The organism is Tessaracoccus luoxuelianae, from assembly GCF_054483915.1.
Genome location: NZ_CM137013.1, coordinates 1,891,149 through 1,906,684 on the forward strand (window position 1 = coordinate 1,891,149; position 15,536 = coordinate 1,906,684).

The window sequence follows — 15,536 nt, forward strand, 5'->3', positions numbered from 1 at the left end:
GCATGGACGCCCGCCCCCCGCTCCTCGAGCTGCGCTCGGTCAGCAAGCACTTCGGCGGGGTGCTGGCACTGGTGGACGTGGACCTGACGGTGCGGGCCGGCGAAGTGGTTGCGCTCGTCGGAGACAACGCCGCTGGAAAGTCCACCCTGGCACGGATGATCTCCGGGGTCCACCAACCCGACGCGGGGCAGATCCTCCTCGGGGGCATCGAGGTGACCATCGCCTCGGCCCAGGCGGCATTCGCCATGGGTGTCGCGGCGGTGTTCCAGGAGTTCGCGCTCGCCGAGAATCTGGACGTCACCTCGAACATCTTCCTGGGGCGAGAGCTCAGCTCCGGTGGGCTGCTGGATGTCGACCGGATGGACGACCTCGCGCGGTCCTACCTCGCCCAGCTCAACGCCCGCATCCCAGATCTGCGCACTCCGCTCGTGCAGCTCTCGGCCGGCCAGCGGCAGAGCGTCGCCATCGCCCGCACTCTGGTGCGGCAGCCGCGGTTGGTGGTGCTCGACGAGCCGACGGCCTCGCTGTCGGTGGCCCAGACGGCGGAGGTGCTCAGCTACGTCGAACGGCTGCGCGACATGGGGCTGGGGGTCATCCTGATCAGCCACAACCTCTATGACGTGCGGGCCGTCGCAGACCGGATCGAGGTCCTCCGGCATGGGCGCAACAACGGCTCGTTCGACGCCGGGACCGCCAGCTACGAGGAAGTCCTCTCCGCGATCACGGGCGCGACGAGGCGGCGGGTGTCGCGGTGAGGGATGGCAGGGTGGCACGCCCCACCATGAAGGACGTCGCGGCCATTGCCGGCGTGGCCGTCACCACCGTCTCGCGGGTGATCAACCGGGATCCGAAGGTGGCCGAGGAGACTCGGGCACGGGTGGTGGCCGCCATCTCCGAACTCCACTACCAGCCGGACCTTCACGCCGGAAACCTGCGCCGTCGCGGCCGTACCAACACACTCGGGCTCCTGGTGGGCAACGTCGCCAACCCCTTCTCTGCCTCCCTGCATCGCGCCGTCGAGGACGTGGCACGCCCTCACCACGTGGCTGTCTTCGCCTCGAGCCTCGACGACGATTCCACCCGTGAGCGCGAGGCCGTCGAGGCGTTCCTGCGGCGCAGGGTCGACGGTCTCATCCTCACCACCATCGGCCGGGACCACTCCTACCTCGCCCGCGAGATGGACCGAGGGACCCCTGTCGTGTTCGTGGACCGCAGGCCCTCGGGTGTGGTGGCCGACACCGTGCTGTCGGACAACTACGCCGGCGCGAGGGTGGCGGTGGCGCACCTCGCCGACCATGGCCATACACGCATCGCATTTCTGGGCGACAGCGAAGAGATCTTCACGGCCCGTGAACGGCGCCGAGGGTACCTCGACGAATGCCGCGACAGAGGGTTGCGGGTGGGACCCGGCCTGGTGGTGGGCGGCCTGGGCGACGAAGTGGCCGCCGCCAGAGCGGTGGCCGGCCTGTTGGCGTCGGCGGATCCGCCCACGGCGTTGTTCACCGCCCAGAACCTCATCACCATCGGCGCCGTCGAGGCGCTGAGCGCCGCGCAGAAGCTTGCGGCGGTGGGGCTGGTGGGATTCGACGACATCCCCATGGCGGCGCATCTGGCGGTGCCTGTGACGGTGGTGGCTCAGGATCCCAGCCTGATCGGACGCACGGCCGCCGAGCTGGTGTTCGGGAGGCTCGACGGGGACACCTCGGAGCCCCGGGAGATCGTGGTTCCCACCACACTCGTGCAGCGTGGCTCCGGAGAGGTGGCGCTCTAGCGTCTACTGGGTCACTTGGCCACGAACGAGGGGAGGAGTCCGTCCATGACCAGCCTCATCCCGAGACCGTGCGCCACGATGACGCCGATTCCAGCGGCGACGGCCACCAGCACGACGGCGAAGCAGAGATAGGCCACCACCCGGGCCGCCGGGTGCGGGACGTGATCAGTGGCGTCCGCGTCACCGCCCACCCCATAGGAGAGCGCACGGATACCGAGGGCGAAGATGGCAGGCAGGCCGGCCCCCAGGAGCAGACCCACCCACAGCACGTTCCAGGCGCCGCCCAGCGCCAGCCACAGGGTGTTCATGCGTTCGTTCCCTCCCGGTCCGGATCCTTGGTGTGGCTGGGCAGTACCCGGTCCGTCACCTGCTCCACCCACTCGTCATTGACGTTGCTGTGGTCCACCATCGAGCGGCGCGACCGGTGGTACATCCAGGCCGATGAAGCGAGCAGGACAAGGAAGACGACGATGGCCCCGGCGAGGCCTCCGATGGTGTGACCGATCAGCCACATCAGCGCCCCCACCAGCCCCGCCGAGGGCAGCGTGATCAGCCAGGCGATCCCCATCCGGCCGGCGATCCGCCAGTTGACGGTGGCGCCCTTCTTGCCGATGCCGGTACCGAGTATGGATCCGGTGGCGACGTGCGTGGTGGACAGGGCGAAGCCGAGATGACTGGAGACGAGGATGACCGCCGCCGACGAGGACTCCGCCGCCATGCCCTGGGGTGACTCGATCTCCACCAGGCCCTTTCCCAGGGTGCGGATGATCCGCCAGCCGCCCAGGTAGGTGCCCAGCGCGATGGCGAGCGCACAGCTCAGCTTCACCCAGAAGGGCACTGCCTCCAGATCCGTCCAGGTCCCGGTGGCGATGAGTGCCAGGGTGATGACGCCCATCGTCTTCTGGGCGTCGTTGGTGCCGTGGGCGAGAGAGACCAGGGACGCGGAGCCGATCTGGCCCCAGCGGAAGCCGGACTCGCGGTACTTCGCAGCCACGCCGCGCGTGATCCTGAACACCAACCAGGTGCCGACAGTGGCCACGATCACCGCGACCACCGGCGACATCAGGGCCGGCAACACCACCTTGCCGATCACCCCGTCGAGCTTGGTCCCGTCCCCGGTCCACTTGACCCCCTGGACGCCTAGTCCGGCCATGGTGGCACCGACGAGGCCACCGAACAGGGCGTGTGAGGAACTCGAGGGAAGGCTGAATAGCCAGGTGAGGAGGTTCCACACGATGGCGCCGACGAGGCCTGAGAGGATGATCAGAAGGAGGGCTAGGCCCCCGTCGGCGATGAGCTCCGGCCTGGGTGCGCCGGTCTTGTCCTGGATGTTGACCACAGCGTTGGTGACCGTCAGTGCGACCTCGACCGAGAGGAATGCGCCCACCAGGTTCAGGACGGCCGACAGGGCGACGGCCGTTTTCGGCTTGAGGGCACCGGTTGCGATCGAGGTGGCCATGGCGTTTCCCGTGTCATGGAAACCATTGGTGAAGTCGAAGACCAGAGCGGTCACGACGACGAGCGTTAACACGATTAACTCGGGTGGCACGTGCCCAGTCTGCTACGCCGCGGCTCCTCCCGCGTAATCGGGGCATGTGAGCGAGCCTGAGGTTCATTTTTGACGCCTCCAGATGAACCTCAGGTGAATTCCCGGGGCCGCATGGCTGAATCTCTTCGTCGGTGGCCCGTTGTAGCATGACGCCCATGCCCAGACGCGCCCAACCCTCCTCCCGGCTCCGTGTGGCCGGCATCGAAACCACGGTGACGTACAAGCCCATCAAGACAATCCGGGTGCGGGTCCTTCCCCCGGACGCCCGGGTGGCCGTCTCGGCGCCCGTGGGGGTGTCGGAGGAGGCCGTTGAGGACTTCGTGCGGCGGCACAGCGCGTGGATCGTCGACGCGCAGGCACGGGTCAGGATGGCCGCGCCGGTGGCCGAGCCGCTTGTCGATGGCGGACGGGCCCGGGTCTGGGGGAGGTGGCATGAGCTGCGGACCGTGCCCGGGGTCACAGCCGGGGCCACGCTTGAGGCGGGAAGTGTTCTGCTCGGAGGGTCGGACGAGGAGGCCCGACGGCGCGGCCTCGAAGGGCTGTACCGGCGCGAGCTCGAGGCGGCGCTTCCAGGGCTCCGAGCCGAGTGGGAACCAAGGGTGGGCAGGTCCCCCTCGCTCATCCGTCTGCGGAGGATGACCACCAGATGGGGCACCTGCAACACGCGCAGCGCCGCGATCACCCTCAACGTCGCCCTCGCGGAGCATCCGCCGTCAGCGCTCGAGTATGTGCTGGTGCACGAACTCGTCCACCTCCACGAGCGCGGACATGGGCCCGGGTTCGTCGCCTGGATGGACCGTCTCATCCCCGACTGGAGAGTCCGGCGGCGGTCGCTCCACGGCCGCGCTTGACCGGACAGGGAGTGCAACCGGAGCACCGGTCCCATGCGTAGGGAGGGTATGGATCGAGGAAAGGACCACCATGACCCGCTGCGCCCCTGAGGGTGTCATGTCCAGGCGTGACCTGGGGGGAGACTATGCTACCCGTGACGTGTTCGATCTTCCCCCTGCGAGGTGCACCGTGTTCAGCCCATCTGGCGCCCGGCGGGTCGCCGTCGGCATGATCGCCGCCGTGGCCCTGCTGTTGGCCGGTTGCGCACCCGGGGCGGTCTCTCCGGACGCCACACCACTCCCGGCGCCGAGCAGCCCCGTGGCCGAGCCCGTCCCGGCAACCCCGTCGGCGCCGGCACCCAGCCCGTCATTCTCGCCGGATCCGGTGCCCTCCATCACTGAACCGCCCACGCAGGAGACGGCCCCCCCGGCACCCCCGCCGCCCCCGGCACTGCTTGAGCTCAGCGACGAGGGCGACGATGTGCGTGACCTGCAGCACCGCCTTCTGCAGCTTGACTGGTTCTCCGGCAAGATCACGGGGGTCTACGCCGAGGACACCAGGCTCGCCATCGAGGGTTTCCAGGCCAAGCGCGGCATCCCCGTGACCGGTGCGGTGGATCAGGTGACGCTGGACAGACTTCATTCCATGACGCGCGAACCCACCCGGGACGAGATGTACAACGTGCTGACCCCCGGCCCCGCGATCTACGCCCAAGGCAGCAAGGGTGACGGCGTCAAGGACCTGCAGGCCAGGCTGAAGCAGATCGGCTGGTACTCGCCCAAGATCGACGGCATCTTCGGCGTGCAGACCCTTGAGGCGGTGAAGGGCTTCCAGGCCAAGCGCCAGATCCCCGTCACTGGGGAAGTGGATCAGCGCACCAAGGACCGGTTGTACGGCATGACCCGCAAGCCCACCGCGGACGAACTCAACAACGTGGTCCGCGCTGCAACGCCTTCGACGATGACGCTGGACGATCGCTGCCTGACCGGGCGCGTCATCTGCATCTCCAAGGCGCAGCGCCGCCTGGCGTGGGTGATCGACGGAACCATCGTCGACACCATGTCCGTGCGCTTCGGCTCAGAGCTGACTCCCACCCGCAACGGCGTCTTCTCGGTCTACTGGAAGTCGAAGAACCACGTCTCCAGCCTCTACGACACACCCATGCCCTACGCCCTGTTCTTCAGCGGCGGCCAGGCGGTCCACTACTCGGCGGACTTCGCGCGCAACGGCTACAACGGAGCCTCGCACGGTTGTGTCAACGTCCGGGACAAGTCAGCCGTGGCGGCGCTGTTCGACGCCGCCCGCGTCGGTGACAAGGTGGTTGTCTACGCATGAGGGTAGCGACCGGGGTCGATGCGGAGCAGGACCGCGGTCGCACCCCGGCCTTCCTATGGGCCTGTAGTCTTCCAGCCACGATCGACTGAGAGGCCGCGCACGTGATCTGGCTAGCCATCGGGATGCAGGTTGTGTCCTCCTTCTTGTTCGCCAGCGGTGCCGTCCTGCAGAGCCTGGGGGTCAAGTCCACCTTCGATCCGTCGGGAACCGCGTCGTCGAACACGCTCACGTTCGCTGGGCTGCTGCGGTTGTTCAAGATCCGGAAGTGGCTGCTCGGGCTCCTGTTCGTCTTCTCCGGGGCGGCCATCCACCTGGTGGCGCTGTCATTCGCACCCGTGGCTGTAGTACAGCCGGTGGGGATCCTGGCCGTGCCGTGGTCCGTGCTGCTCGCAGCCCGTATCCACAAGCACAAGCTGAGCCACAAGATGTGGATCGCTGTGGGCATCACTGTGGCCGGCGTCGTCGGCTTCACGGTCTTCTCGTCGCTCTTCGCCACCGGCGTCAAGCAGGTTGAGTTCGCCCCCATGTTCATCGCCTTCCTCGTGGTGTGCGCCATCTGCGGTGTGCTGTCCTACTTCGCGACAAAAGCGGCCCCGTGGGCGAAGGCCATGATGTGGTCCTCGGTTGGCGCCACCTTCTACGGCCTCGCCTCCGGGTTCATGAAGGCGGCGATGGATCTGGTCCTCAAGCACGGCCAGTCCTTCGCTGGTTTCGAAGTCGTCGCGACGGTGGCGATGATGCTGGCCTGCTACGGACTCGGGGTGTGGATGATCCAGCAGGGGTATGCATCCGGGCCCGCGGAGATCACCGTGGGCACCATGACGACGGTGGACCCGTTCGTCGCCGTCCTCTTCGGGCTCATCGTGCTGGGAGAGGGCATCGGCATGGGCGTAGGCCCAGCCGTGGGAATGGCCGTCACGGGAGCCATCGCGGTCTACGGCGTGCTGCTGCTGTCCAAGGATCACCCGGACGCCATCGAGGAGCGGCGCGTGTTGGCCGAGGCCAGCGAGAACGCGCCCGCCTCGGACCCACCCATGAGCTAGCCCGACTACCGGATCGCTCCCTGAGGAGGGCCGCCCGCGCAGCGGCGTGTCCGGTCCCCATCGCTCCCTGAGGAGGGCTGCCCGCGTAGCGGCGTAGCCCTGTCTCGAAGGGTTGTGACTACCACCTTCATGCGGATCTTGTAGTCGGGTGCGGTGAGCCGTGAGTCGATGCCCGGGCGGCCGCTGTCCATGGTCCCCATGCTCCGGGCAGCCGGGTCGGTGCTCGAGTTGTCGAGGCCGCCCGGGCATCGTCTCCCGTCTCCCCGCACTCGTCCGCCGTGTTGCGTGGTCTTGTCCGGGTGCGGGTCTCGACCCTTCGAGGGCGGCGCGGCAAACCGGGCATCGACTGTTCCGGGGCAGCCGTCTCAGTCCATCAGTCGGACGACCTGCCCACCCAACTGCCCGTGATCACGGGTGGACGAGTGAGGATCGCTACCCGGCCTCCACCGGAAGGGCGTTCAGCGCCACGCGGCCCGACGGCGTGGCCAGCACGATGGTGGAATCCGCATTCGGCATGACGAAGAACACGTCGGCCTCGTACGGCACGCCGGCGCGGACGGTGAACGGGAAGGGATCCACCGGGTCGAACGCCTCGCGTGACTCGTTGGTGAAGGAGAAGAGGCCGAACTGGTACTCGCCCTCCTCCACCTCGACGCGGATCTTCAACGCCAACCCATCGTCGGTCCACTCGTGGCTCACGATCTCGAAGATCCCGTCGCCGTTGCCCTCGAAGGGAATGAAGTTGCCGGATCGGGTGGGCGACGGCTCAGCCGCGACGGAGGGGGTGGGGGAGGCCTCCGGGGCCGCAGCCGGATCTCCGCCGAGGAACTGCATGCCCAGGATGAGAGCCCCGATGAGGACGATCACGCCCACGACGATCCACAGTGTGGGACCGGGCGTGCGGGGCGGACGGACAGTGTCGGGGTCTGGGGGCGGCGCCGGTGGCTGACCGAACGGCTGGCGCGGATCGCGGCCCTGCACGTCGTGGAACTGTGTGGGGCGGTAGCCAGGATCCTGGTGGGACCACGGCGAGTTGTCCCGTCCCTCGCCCGGCGGCGGCCACTGCTGGTTGCTCATAGTGCTGCCAGCGTACCCAGAGCGGTTGTCCACAGTTCCGCTGACAGGTGGGAAACAACCCAGCGTCTTCCCGAGTAATGGACAATGAGCAGCACACCAGTTCTCCGCGGCACCACGCGTGCCGATCTTCTCGCCATGCCCGCCGTCCTGCTGGGCTTCCACCCCACTGACTCCTGCGTCATCCTGGCGTTGAGCGGCAAGTCCGTCGCCTTCTGCGCCCGCCTGGATCTCGACTGGTTCGTCTACCACTTCGACGACGTGGCGGATCAGATCATCAACGCCTCCTCCCAGGTGGAGGACTGCCGGTTCGTGCTGATCGGCTTCGGTGAGCCGGACGAGGCGGGTCTCGCCGTCACTGAGCTGGCATCAGTGGTGGGGGAGTCGCGGGTTATCGACGCCATGGTGACCAACGGGCAGACCACGTGGGTGCTGGACGCGGACCTGCAGGTGCACGAGATCGAGTGCCACACCAGCGCGCTCGAGGCGCAGGCCGTCTATGAAGGAGTCAGGATCTGCGCGGACCGGGAGGAAGCTGTGGCACCCGTCGAGCAGCACGTCCCGCTGCCGGATGCGGAGGTGGCGGCGGCGCAGACCCTGGTCCGCGCCTTGTCCCCGGAGGATGCGATGGACCTCCTTGCGGACCTGGCGGAGTCCGAGGAACGGCTCACCCCCACCGAGGCCTGCACCCTGGCTGTCCTGTTGGGAGACGAAGACCGGCTCGGCGCCTTGCTCACCCGCCTCAGCATCACGAACGCGGATGCCGTGTGGCCCAATCTGGTGGCGGCCCGTCGTGTCGCGCCCGAGGACGTGCAGGCGAACGTGATCTCGCTCCTGGGGATGGCGTCCTGGCTGAGCGGCCGGGGCGCTGCCCAGACTTCATGCCTTGAGCAGCTGGCGAGGTCAGATCCCCGGCATGCGGTGGCGAGCCTACTCAGGCGTCTCCACCAGTGCGGGATCCCGCCGCGTCGCTGGGACGAATGACCCCTCGGGGGCGCCGGCCCCCCGGGCGTGCCGTAGGGTTCTGCCATGCGTTTCGTCGTGTGTGGAGAAGCCCTGATCGATCTGATGCCGGAGGAGATGATCTCGCCGGCGGAGAGCCGTTGGATCGCCAGATCGGGTGGAGGTCCGTTCAATACAGCTGCCGCCCTCGCGCGCCTCGGCAAGGACACCAGATTCCTTGGTCGGCTGAGCACTGATGCGTTGGGGCGCCAGTTGCGCAGCCACCTCGAGCACGCGGGCGTGGACCTCGGGTTGGCCGTCCCCACGGAGGACCCCACCTCGCTCGCGGTCGTGTCCCTCGACGAGCAGGGCCGGGCCAGCTACCACTTCCACTTCGCGGGCACGTCCGCATTCAGCTGGAGGGCAGGCGAGCTGCCGGAGTTGGAGCACTCGGACTGGCTGCACTTCGGCTCCATCGGCGCCGTCATCGGCAGCGGCGCGAAGCACATCCTGGACTTCGTTCGCAGCACCGACGCCGCGGTGAGCTTCGATATCAACGTTCGGCCGTCCACCCTGCCGGACAGGGCAGAGTACTTCGGTCTCGTCTCAGACCTTCTGTCGGCCGTCGGCAAGAACGGTGGCATCGCCAAGGCCTCGGACGAGGACATCGCGTGGCTCGTCGACGACGATTCGGATCCCTTGGGCTACGCGGAGGGATGGGTAGGGGAGCACGGGTTGTCGATGTTCATCGTCACGCTCGGCGCTGACGGCGTGGTGGCCGTCAAGCCGGACGGTCGCCGCATCCGCACACCTGGGCGTCGCATCGACGTGGTGGACACGGTGGGCGCCGGTGACACGTTCATGGCCGGCTTCCTGTCGGCCTACGCCGATGACCCGGGAGATGTGGAGGCGGCGCTGGCGCGCGGCGTTGCCGCGGCCGCGATCGTGTGCACCCGGAAGGGTGCCCAGCCGCCCACCGCCGCCGAAGTGGACGCCCTTCTCGCCTGAGGCAGCCATGATGCCTGGGTGCACGGTGGGTCCGGCTCAGGGCGGACGGGTATATTGAGCCACCGTGCCGCCAGGCGCAGTAGATGCCGATTGCAGGAGATGGTCGTGAGCCAAGAGGTGGGTCAGTACGACAGGGTCCAAGCCCAGGAGAAGTGGCAGGCCTTCTGGGAGGAGAACGGAACCTTCACCCCCCTCGACGACGGCAGCCGAGAGCGCCGCTACGTGCTGGACATGTTTCCTTATCCATCCGGTGACCTGCACATGGGACACGCCGAGGCGTACGCGATGGCAGACGTGCTGGCCCGCTACTGGCGCCTCAAGGGTTTTGACGTCATGCACCCGATCGGCTGGGACTCCTTCGGCCTGCCCGCCGAGAACGCCGCGATCAAAGCTGATGCCCATCCGGCCACCTGGACCTACAACAACATCGAGACCCAGGCCCGATCCTTCAAACGCTACGGGCTCAGTTTCGACTGGTCCCGCCGGCTGCACACCTCGGACGAGGACTACTACAAGTGGACACAGTGGCTGTTCGCCCGCTTCTACGAGCGGGGACTGGCCTACCGGAAGGACTCGTTCGTCAACTGGTGCCCGACGGACCAGACTGTGCTGGCCAACGAGCAGGTTGTCGACGGCAGGTGCGAGCGCTGCAAGACGGAAGTCACCAAGCGCAAGCTGAACCAGTGGTATTTCAAGACCACGGCCTACGCGCAGCAGTTGCTCGACGATATGGCGCAGCTTGAGGGGGGCTGGCCGGATCACGTCCTGGCTATGCAGCGCAACTGGATCGGACGATCCGAGGGCGCGCACGTCCGGTTCACCGTCGAGGGGCGCGCGGAGCCCATCACGGTTTTCACCACGCGCCCCGACACCCTGTTCGGTGCCACCTTCATGGTGGTGGCGCCCGATGCGCCCCTCGCGGCCGAGCTGGTCACCGACACCCAACGGGAGACCTTTGAGGCCTACCTGGAGAAGGTCAAGCGGGAGACCGAGATCGAGCGGCAGTCCACCGAGCGAGCCAAGACGGGTGTCTGGCTGGGGTGCCACGCCGTCAACCCCGTCAACGGCGAGCAGATTCCGATCTGGGCCGCCGACTATGTCCTGGCCGACTACGGCACAGGCGCCATCATGGCCGTGCCGGCGCACGACCAGCGGGACCTGGACTTCGCCCGGCAGTACGGGCTCCCGGTGCGCACCGTCATCGACGTCGACGGCACCGATCCGGCCCTCACCGGGGTCTCCACCAGCGGCAACGGCGCCTACATCAACTCGGGCACGTTGGACGGTCTGACGGACAAAGCCTCCGGCGTGGCGCGGATCATCGCGCAACTGGAGGCCGACGGTCTCGGCACGGGCACGGTGCAGTTCCGGCTCCGTGACTGGCTCCTGTCCCGCCAACGGTTCTGGGGCTGCCCCATCCCCGTGGTGCACTGTCCGTCGTGCGGGGAAGTGCCCGTCCCCGACGACCAGCTGCCGGTCCGCCTGCCGGACCTGCGGGGCGCCGCACTGGCACCCAAGGGCACCTCCCCGCTGGCCTCGGCCACCGAATGGGTGTCCACGGAGTGCCCCCGCTGCGGCGGACCGGGACAGCGCGACACAGACACGATGGACACCTTCGTCGACTCATCGTGGTACTTCTTCCGCTACTGCTCCCCGGGCTACGACAAGGGCCCCTTCAACCCCGACGACGTTCGCCGCTGGATGCCGGTCGCGCAGTACGTCGGCGGCGTCGAACACGCGATCCTGCACCTGCTCTACATGCGCTTCTTCACCAAGGTGCTGCGCGACATGGGGTTGGTGGACTTCGACGAGCCGATGCTTCGCCTGCTCAATCAGGGCCAGGTCATCAACCAGGGCAAGGCGATGAGCAAGTCGCTGGGCAACGGCGTAGATCTCGGCAAGCAGATCGACGAGTTCGGTGTGGACGCTGTGCGCCTCACCATGGTGTTCGCGGGGCCCCCCGAGGACGACATCGACTGGGCTGACCTGTCTCCGGCCTCGAGCCTGAAGTTCCTGCAGCGTGCGCACCGCATCGCCGCAGACGTCGCCTCGGATCGTCGCGTCGATTTCGCGCTCGGCGACCCCGCGCTGCGCAAGGCGGTCCACAAGGCCATCACCGAGGTGTCCATGCTCCTGGAGTCCGGCCGGTTCAACGTGGCCGTGGCGCGCACCATGGAAGTGGTCAACGCCACCCGTAAAGCGATCGACGGAGCCCCCGGACCCGCAGACCCCGCCGTGCGCGAGGCCGCGGAGTTCGTGGCTCAATCGCTCAGCATCGTCGCGCCCTACGTGGCGGAGGAAATGTGGGAGCTGCTGGGCCACGCGCCCTCCGTGGCCACCAGCACCTGGCCGACGGCGGACCCGAGCCTCACCGTCGACGACACGGTCACCATGGTGGTGCAGATCCAGGGCAAGATCCGCGCCAAGCTTGAGGTGCCCGCAGATATCACCGAGCAGGACGCGCTCGCGGTGGCGCTGGCGGACCCGGGCGTCCAGAGGTCGCTGGACGGCCGGGAGATCGCCAAGGTGATCCCCAGGCTCCCGAAGATGCTCAGCCTCGTTCCGCGCTGAGTTCTCCACAGGCGTGCACCCGGCCGAGAAACCGGCGGCTCCACGTGCGAACAAGGGGATATGGAGCCCCGAGACGCCGAAGAGTTGGCCAGGGCCCGGCTGGCCTACGTCAGTGCGGGTCGGCCCGCGCTGTGCGGGCCGCGGCGCGCGGCAGCAGAGCCCGTTCCAGAGCCCGTCGGCCCGGCCGCCCCACCGCCTCCGACGCCTGCGCCCCGGTCGACCGGGCTGCCGCCACGACGCACCATCACCCTCAAGCATCTGTGGGTGGTGGCCATCCTGCTGTTGTGCGGAGTGGGAGTCGCCGTCGCGGCCTTGGCTCGGTCATCGGCCACCGAGGTGCCTCTCCCTTCCGTGTCGGTGGTCTCTTCCCCAGCGGCGCCGGCACCGAGCCCCAGCCCCACGCCCATGGTGCGCGTCCACGTGGCCGGGGCGGTGCTTCACCCGGGGGTCATCACGCTTCCTGAGGGCTCGATCGTCCAGGATGCGATCGAGGCGGCCGGCGGGCTCTCACCAGATGCGGATCCGGCGCAGCTGAATCTGGCTGCGCCGGTGAGCGAGGGGATGCAGGTGATCATCGGAACCTCCGGGGATCCCCAGGGCGAGCTCAACGGGGCCTCCGGCGCCAGCGCGGGCGGAGGATCCCCAGGGGCTGTCGACCTCAACAGCGCGACGGTGGCCGAACTGGAGACCCTCCCCGGGGTGGGTCCAGTGATGGCGGGCGCCATCGTGGCGTGGAGGGAGGAGAACGGCCGATTCACGGCCGTCGAGGAGTTGCAGGAGGTCAGCGGGATCGGGCCTAAGACCTTCGAGAAGCTGAAACTGCTGGTCCGGGTCTAGCGCGAACGTGGTGCGCGCCAAGCGACAGCTCCCGCGCCCTCCTCTCCCGATGGTTGGCATCCATAGACGACACGTCCAGAAGCGTCCGACCCGTCTTAGGTCGGGGCGCCCCAGCACCGCCGTTATCCACAACTGATCGGCGCGGAGGGAAATGGCGTCAGGTCCTACCGAGAGTGGGTCATGCAGGTCGGGAATGAGGGTGGGCAGCCACGGGCCGCTGGCCATGACTGGCGGTTGGTTCCGCTGGCGGCAGCGGCCTGGAGTGCCTCCTGGATCGCCACCACCGGCTGGCGTCCGGATCCTGGGCCGCTGCTGGCCATGGTTGTGGGGCTCGGACTGATTGCCCTTGTGGCGGCACGACTGGGCCGGATGTGGACCTGCGTGGTGGTCGTTGTCTTCACCGTCACCGGACTGACCTCCGGGGTGCAGGCTTGGCAGCGACACAGCTCTCCCGTCGCGGCCTTCGCCGAAGCCGGTGCCGTGGGCACGGTGAGAATCCGGATCCTCGCCGAACCCCAGCAGACCGCAGAGGCCGTCGTGGCCAGGGCACGGCTGGTCTGGGTGGAGGCCCGTGGCCGCCGCGTCGAGGCCGCCGTGCCCGTCGTCGTCCTTGCCTCTGGACGCAACGGCACCGCGTTGGTGGAGTCGGTGCCGGGGGCGGAGTATCTCGCCCGGGTGCGGATGGGCGAGCCTCGCCCGGATGATTCTGCCGTCGCGGTGCTGAGCCTCCGCGAGCTCCTGGACATGGTGCGGGCTCCCCACCTGTTCGATGCGGGGGCCACGGCCATGCGCCACGGACTCCGAGAGGCTGTCGCCCAGTCGCCGCCGCGGCAGGCCGCACTGGTGCCCTCGCTCGTGGTTGGCGACACCTCGGGCGTGGACGACGAGATGCGAGACCAGTTCCAGGTCACGGGCCTGACCCATCTGATGGCGGTGTCCGGAGCCAACCTCACCCTGATGCTGGGGGTCGTGCTCGCCGCCGTCAGAGCGGTCGGGCTTCGTGGCTGGTGGGTGCGCGCGGCCGCGGTGGGAGGGGTGGCGGCGTTCGTGCTCGTGTGCGGGCAGGAGCCATCGGTGCTCCGCGCCACAGCGATGGGCCTGGTGGCATTGGCCGCCGTCGGCGTCGGGACCGGGGGGCGCAGCATGCGCGCCCTGAGCGTGGCAATCCTGGCGCTGACCTGGCTTGACCCGTGGCTGGCCAGATCAGCAGGTTTCGCGCTGTCGGTGACTGCCTGCGCGGGCATTGTGTTGCTGGGGCCGAGCCTGGTCCGGGCACTGACGAGGTGGGCACCGCGGTGGGCAGCAGAGGCCATCGCAGTGCCGATGGCGGCCCAGCTCGCCACGCAGCCCATTGTCACCGGAATCAGCGATCAGGTCTCCATGGTGGGAGTGATCACCAATGCCCTGGCCGGGCCGTTCGTCGGCCCCACCACCGTGCTTGGGCTGGCGGCGGCCCTCTTGTGCTGGGCTCCCGCACTGGCAGCCGGTCCTGGTTGGCTGGCCGGGTGGTGCGCGCAACCCATCCTGTGGCTCGCAGAGGGCGGTGCCGCGCTTCCTTCCGCCGCCTGGGACTGGGAGGCGTCCGCCGCTGGGATGCTGGTGGTGATGGTGGCCGTGGCTGCGCTGGCGATGCTTCTGCCGAGCCTGCTCCGGACGCCTCTGGGGGCGGCGTCGGTCGTGATGGTGCTGCTCGTCTCCTGCATGGTGCGGCCCACTCCGCCGGGGTGGCCCGGTGACTGGGGGGTCGTCTTCTGCGACGTGGGGCAGGGTGACGCGACGGTCTTCGCGGCTCAGACCGGCGCCGTCGTCCTCGTCGACGCTGGTCCGGACGCTGGCCCCACCGTGGGCTGCCTGTCCGCTCTCGGGGTAGGGGCAGTGCCGTTGCTGGTCCTCACGCACTGGCATGCGGACCACACGGGTGGAGCGGAGGAGGTGATCCGCCGATACCGGCCAGGACTGATACTCACCCGTGCAGGGCGGCAGCCGGCATGGCTGCTGTCAGCCGCCCGGGAGGCGGGTGCCGAGGTCCGCTCCGCGCGGGCAGGGGAGCAGCTGTCTGTGGGGGACGTGGTGTGGCGCACCGCCTCAGCCTGGGAGCAGGCAGGGGGATTGGAGCCCGAGGCGGAGGGGGAGGGATCACCCGAGAACGACGCCTCCGTGGTGGGGACGGTCGAGGTGCGTGGGCTCCGGGTACTGGTGGCAGGGGACGTTGAACCCGCTGGCCAGTCCGTGGCCTTGCGCAGCGCCGCCGCCCACGGCGTCGGGCTCGAGGTCCACGTGCTGAAGCTTCCCCACCATGGCTCATCCCGTCAGGAGCCGCGGTTCTTCGCCGCGACCGGTGCCGCACTGGCCGTCGCGTCGTCGGGTCTCGACAACGACTACGGCCACCCTGCGCAGAGCACCCTGCGCCTAGCCGCCGAGCATGGGATGGAGGTGGCCCGGACGGACCAGGACGGCTCCGTCGCCGTGGGACTGCAGGGCGCCACTCTTGTGGTGAGGCGGTGGCGTGGCGCCACGACGTGACCCGTGGGGTCGACACCGGAGGCGCATCGTCGTGGACCACTGGCATGCTAGG

13 protein-coding genes are annotated in these 15,536 nt (G+C 68.5%); 10 read left to right on the plus strand and 3 right to left on the minus strand.

Annotated features, from left to right (window positions below):
• Positions 1-2 precede the first annotated feature (2 nt).
• Both ACX1D1_RS08425 and ACX1D1_RS08430 read left to right on the plus strand, forming a co-directional pair.
• Positions 3-755 carry an ATP-binding cassette domain-containing protein gene (locus ACX1D1_RS08425; RefSeq protein ID WP_220489249.1) on the plus strand — a complete coding sequence of 251 codons (753 nt, stop codon included), beginning with the start codon at positions 3-5 and terminating at the stop codon, positions 753-755.
• An 11-nt stretch (positions 756-766) separates the two neighbouring features.
• On the plus strand, positions 767-1,771 hold the full coding sequence (locus ACX1D1_RS08430) for a LacI family DNA-binding transcriptional regulator (protein ID WP_459054280.1): 1,005 nt from the start codon (positions 767-769) through the stop codon (positions 1,769-1,771).
• Positions 1,772-1,782: 11 nt separating this feature from the next.
• Here ACX1D1_RS08430 and ACX1D1_RS08435 read toward each other — a convergent pair whose 3' ends face one another.
• Entirely contained in the window at positions 1,783-2,079 is a 297-nt protein-coding gene (locus tag ACX1D1_RS08435; RefSeq protein ID WP_459054281.1) for a hypothetical protein, read from the minus strand.
• Entirely contained in the window at positions 2,076-3,320 is a 1,245-nt protein-coding gene (locus ACX1D1_RS08440) for an inorganic phosphate transporter (protein WP_182782966.1), read from the minus strand. The genes ACX1D1_RS08435 and ACX1D1_RS08440 overlap by 4 nt, the downstream gene beginning before the upstream one ends.
• Before the next feature lie 155 nt (positions 3,321-3,475).
• Between ACX1D1_RS08440 and ACX1D1_RS08445 the strand changes: the two genes are divergently transcribed.
• The 3 genes from ACX1D1_RS08445 to ACX1D1_RS08455 all read left to right on the plus strand — a co-directional run bounded on the left by ACX1D1_RS08445 (position 3,476) and on the right by ACX1D1_RS08455 (position 6,529).
• Complete coding sequence (locus tag ACX1D1_RS08445; RefSeq protein WP_182782965.1) at positions 3,476-4,171, plus strand: M48 family metallopeptidase; 696 nt, start codon at positions 3,476-3,478, stop codon at positions 4,169-4,171.
• Positions 4,172-4,340: 169 nt separating this feature from the next.
• Positions 4,341-5,486 carry a L,D-transpeptidase family protein gene (locus ACX1D1_RS08450; protein ID WP_459054282.1) on the plus strand — a complete coding sequence of 382 codons (1,146 nt, stop codon included), beginning with the start codon at positions 4,341-4,343 and terminating at the stop codon, positions 5,484-5,486.
• 101 nt (positions 5,487-5,587) lie between these two features.
• Positions 5,588-6,529 (plus strand): DMT family transporter, encoded by a 942-nt coding sequence (locus ACX1D1_RS08455; protein WP_182782964.1) that lies wholly within the window; start codon positions 5,588-5,590, stop codon positions 6,527-6,529.
• 432 nt (positions 6,530-6,961) lie between these two features.
• On the opposite strand, the gene ACX1D1_RS08460 is transcribed toward ACX1D1_RS08455, so the two are convergent.
• The gene (locus tag ACX1D1_RS08460) at positions 6,962-7,606 is read right to left on the minus strand and encodes a hypothetical protein (protein ID WP_459054283.1); all 645 of its coding nucleotides are present in this window, start codon (positions 7,604-7,606) and stop codon (positions 6,962-6,964) included.
• A gap of 84 nt (positions 7,607-7,690) precedes the next feature.
• On the opposite strand from ACX1D1_RS08460, the gene ACX1D1_RS08465 reads away from it, so the two are divergent.
• The 5 genes from ACX1D1_RS08465 (at position 7,691) to ACX1D1_RS08485 (ending at position 15,484) form a co-directional block, all read left to right on the plus strand.
• On the plus strand, positions 7,691-8,587 hold the full coding sequence (locus ACX1D1_RS08465; protein ID WP_182782962.1) for a DUF4192 family protein: 897 nt from the start codon (positions 7,691-7,693) through the stop codon (positions 8,585-8,587).
• 45 nt (positions 8,588-8,632) lie between these two features.
• Positions 8,633-9,553 (plus strand): carbohydrate kinase family protein, encoded by a 921-nt coding sequence (locus ACX1D1_RS08470; RefSeq protein ID WP_459054284.1) that lies wholly within the window; start codon positions 8,633-8,635, stop codon positions 9,551-9,553.
• Between the two features lie 105 nt (positions 9,554-9,658).
• Complete coding sequence (gene leuS, locus ACX1D1_RS08475; protein WP_459054285.1) at positions 9,659-12,124, plus strand: leucine--tRNA ligase; 2,466 nt, start codon at positions 9,659-9,661, stop codon at positions 12,122-12,124.
• Between the two features lie 60 nt (positions 12,125-12,184).
• Positions 12,185-12,961, plus strand: a complete 777-nt coding sequence (locus tag ACX1D1_RS08480; RefSeq protein ID WP_459054286.1) for a helix-hairpin-helix domain-containing protein — start codon at positions 12,185-12,187, stop codon at positions 12,959-12,961.
• A gap of 180 nt (positions 12,962-13,141) precedes the next feature.
• Positions 13,142-15,484 carry a ComEC/Rec2 family competence protein gene (locus ACX1D1_RS08485; protein ID WP_459054287.1) on the plus strand — a complete coding sequence of 781 codons (2,343 nt, stop codon included), beginning with the start codon at positions 13,142-13,144 and terminating at the stop codon, positions 15,482-15,484.
• Positions 15,485-15,536: the final 52 nt, after the last annotated feature.

What these genes read in the sequence shown, in the direction of transcription:
- ACX1D1_RS08460 (WP_459054283.1), bottom strand. Translation starts at nt 7,606, where the DNA reads ATGAGCAACCAGCAGTGGCCGCCGCCGGGCGAGGGACGGGACAACTCG.
- ACX1D1_RS08470 (WP_459054284.1), top strand. Translation starts at nt 8,633, where the DNA reads ATGCGTTTCGTCGTGTGTGGAGAAGCCCTGATCGATCTGATGCCGGAG.
- ACX1D1_RS08425 (WP_220489249.1), top strand. Translation starts at nt 3, where the DNA reads ATGGACGCCCGCCCCCCGCTCCTCGAGCTGCGCTCGGTCAGCAAGCAC.
- ACX1D1_RS08480 (WP_459054286.1), top strand. Translation starts at nt 12,185, where the DNA reads ATGGAGCCCCGAGACGCCGAAGAGTTGGCCAGGGCCCGGCTGGCCTAC.
- ACX1D1_RS08445 (WP_182782965.1), top strand. Translation starts at nt 3,476, where the DNA reads ATGCCCAGACGCGCCCAACCCTCCTCCCGGCTCCGTGTGGCCGGCATC.
- ACX1D1_RS08435 (WP_459054281.1), bottom strand. Translation starts at nt 2,079, where the DNA reads ATGAACACCCTGTGGCTGGCGCTGGGCGGCGCCTGGAACGTGCTGTGG.
- ACX1D1_RS08465 (WP_182782962.1), top strand. Translation starts at nt 7,691, where the DNA reads ATGAGCAGCACACCAGTTCTCCGCGGCACCACGCGTGCCGATCTTCTC.
- ACX1D1_RS08485 (WP_459054287.1), top strand. Translation starts at nt 13,142, where the DNA reads ATGCAGGTCGGGAATGAGGGTGGGCAGCCACGGGCCGCTGGCCATGAC.